At 39.5% G+C, this 2,256-nt stretch carries 2 protein-coding genes and 1 pseudogene; all 3 read left to right on the top strand.

Going from position 1 to position 2,256, the window contains the following annotated elements; translation table 11 throughout:
- Nucleotides 1–1,293: pseudogene (locus ABEW34_RS29835) on the top strand (hypothetical protein); the annotation flags it as partial.
- A gap of 1 nt (nucleotide 1,294) precedes the next feature.
- Entirely contained in the window at nucleotides 1,295–1,816 is a 522-nt protein-coding gene (locus ABEW34_RS29830) for a hypothetical protein (protein WP_430164853.1), read from the top strand.
- A gap of 120 nt (nucleotides 1,817–1,936) precedes the next feature.
- On the top strand, nucleotides 1,937–2,256 hold a 320-nt coding region (locus ABEW34_RS29825; protein ID WP_430164850.1), incomplete at its 3' end, for a hypothetical protein.

Raw genomic sequence — 2,256 nt, 5'->3', positions numbered from 1 at the left:
GCGCCTGGGGTTCAGAGCTTATTGGAACAAATGGCACCTGCGCTGGATGCCTGGGCGTTGGAAAATATGATTCCGCAAAAGCCGGATTACCTGAGCAAGCAGACAGCAAAAACGGTATACTTATCTCGATATACGTATGAGGAATTAATCCTTGGTCCGCAAATGCTGATAGCCGAATTTAATATTATTTTTGGGGTTATTGCGATTATTGCGGCAATCCCGACAGGCGGAGGATCGCTGTATCTTTTAGCAGCGGCTGATGTTGCTTTAGGCGCAGCGATGATTTGGGTCAATGCAGAGAAATTAATCGATTTGAAGAACGGTGATGGTAGCACAAATCCCTCCCTATTGGGTATCGACCAATCTATGCTGGACAAGCTAGGTATTGCCCTGACCGTTGTGAATTTGGGTATTTTGCTGAAGCATGGCTTGTACGCCGCAGCGAATAAGCTGGCGAATGGACGGAATATATCGGCATTGGATGATACTTGGACGAAGTTCAAGCTGGAAAATGTCAAACCTAAACCGAAGGAAGCGCCTGCACCGCCAAAAACGAAGACAACAACGAAAGAGCCTACAGAAGGCGGACCTGCTGTAAATCGGCCGATTGATGAGTTTGATGATGCGAGTAAGAGTAGAACGAAACAAAGGGAAAAAGAAGAGAGAGAAACTGAGGGGACGGGTAATTCTTCAAAGATACCTAGAACAGGACCAGAGTGGGATGAGTATTTCCGTTCAAAATATGGTGATAAAAATGTAGACTGGAAAACTAATTCAGAGAACAAACTATATGGTGAAAAACATATTCCTTATACACCTAAAATTAGACCCAATGCTATCATTACAAAGCCTTCATTACCTAAGGGTGGCAAACCAGAAGGAAATTATGCTAAAGATACAGGTAAAGATGCTCGAGGATTAAAAAGACAAAATGAAGCTGCTGATGTTCTTGCAGAACAAGGATATCGTACGACAATGCTTGACGAATTTGATGATGGAAATGGTTATGGTCTTGATCCTAAAAAAAGTCCTGATTTCATCATAGAAGGGCAAGTATTTGATTGTTATTCTCCTAATTCAACTAATCTATCGAATATTCTTAGAATGCTTAGAGATAAAACTACGGATCAAGCTAGAAGAATAGTATTAAATTTAAATGATTATCCTGTTGACAAAAGGTCTGAACTTATTGGGTTTCTATTAAGTCAAACTCAGAAGGATTTAAAACATTTAGATGAACTATTAATCATTGAAGGTCGTCAAGTAACTAGAGCGTACTGGAGGTATGAGTAAAATGGATTTTTGGTTATGTATTGGTTCTAATTTGCCTAAAGAAGAATTGAGGAAATTGCTCTACAATATGATGTGCGAAGTATTATTTGTAGAATTAATTGATTATGAAGCAGAAGTATGGGATTGGTCCGATACTCAACGCGTAAGAATCGGTTGCACATATTTTTCAATGAGTATTAATTTAGAGGATGAGGATGACTATATAGAACGTTATCGGAAGGCGAACTTCGAAGCGTATGGTGTAGATACAAATGTGTTTATTAGTATTCAATTTATATCGCGAACTTTTGATATTGGGTGGTTAAAGATGCTTGAAGTTATTGGGAAACTACTGCGGTTGAACGATAAGGATTTGGTTGTTGAAGACGATACCTCTTACCCATTAATAAAAAGAATTAAAAGGGGGGTACTGATCAATACTCATCTAGATGAATATAAAGCTAATTATTTGACTAAAGAGAATCTAGAATTACTGAACTACCCTTATCAAGAAGATGATTTTTTTAAAGATAGGAGTCTGTAACAGTTTTGTGTAAGCTCGTTCCACAGTTCTGATAAGAGGATCGTACAATAAAACTAACTAAGCCACAATGCGAGATAGCTATCCGTATTGTGGTCTTCTTTTGCGTATGTTCCTGTTTTAATGGTTGATGAGCAGCCCCACCCGGTAAAAACGGTATACTTATCTCGTTATATGTACGAGGAATTAATCTTAGGTCCGCAAATGCTGATAGCCGAATTTAATATTATTTTTGGGGTTATTGCGATTGTTGCGGCAATCCCGACAGGTGGAGGATCACTGTATCTTTTAGCAGCAGCTGATGTTGCTTTAGGCGCAGCCATGATTTGGGTCAATGCAGAGAAGTTAATCGATTTGAAGAACGGTGATGGTAGCACCAACCCTTCCTTATTTGGCATCGACCAGTCTATGCTGGACAAGCTAGGTATTGCCCTGACCGTTGT

It is taken from the genome of Paenibacillus algorifonticola (assembly GCF_050481745.1).
Lineage (GTDB): Bacteria > Bacillota > Bacilli > Paenibacillales > Paenibacillaceae > Pristimantibacillus > Pristimantibacillus algorifonticola_A.
The sequence above is the reverse complement of the archived record's forward strand: the minus strand, read 5'-3'. Positions and strand labels throughout refer to the sequence as shown.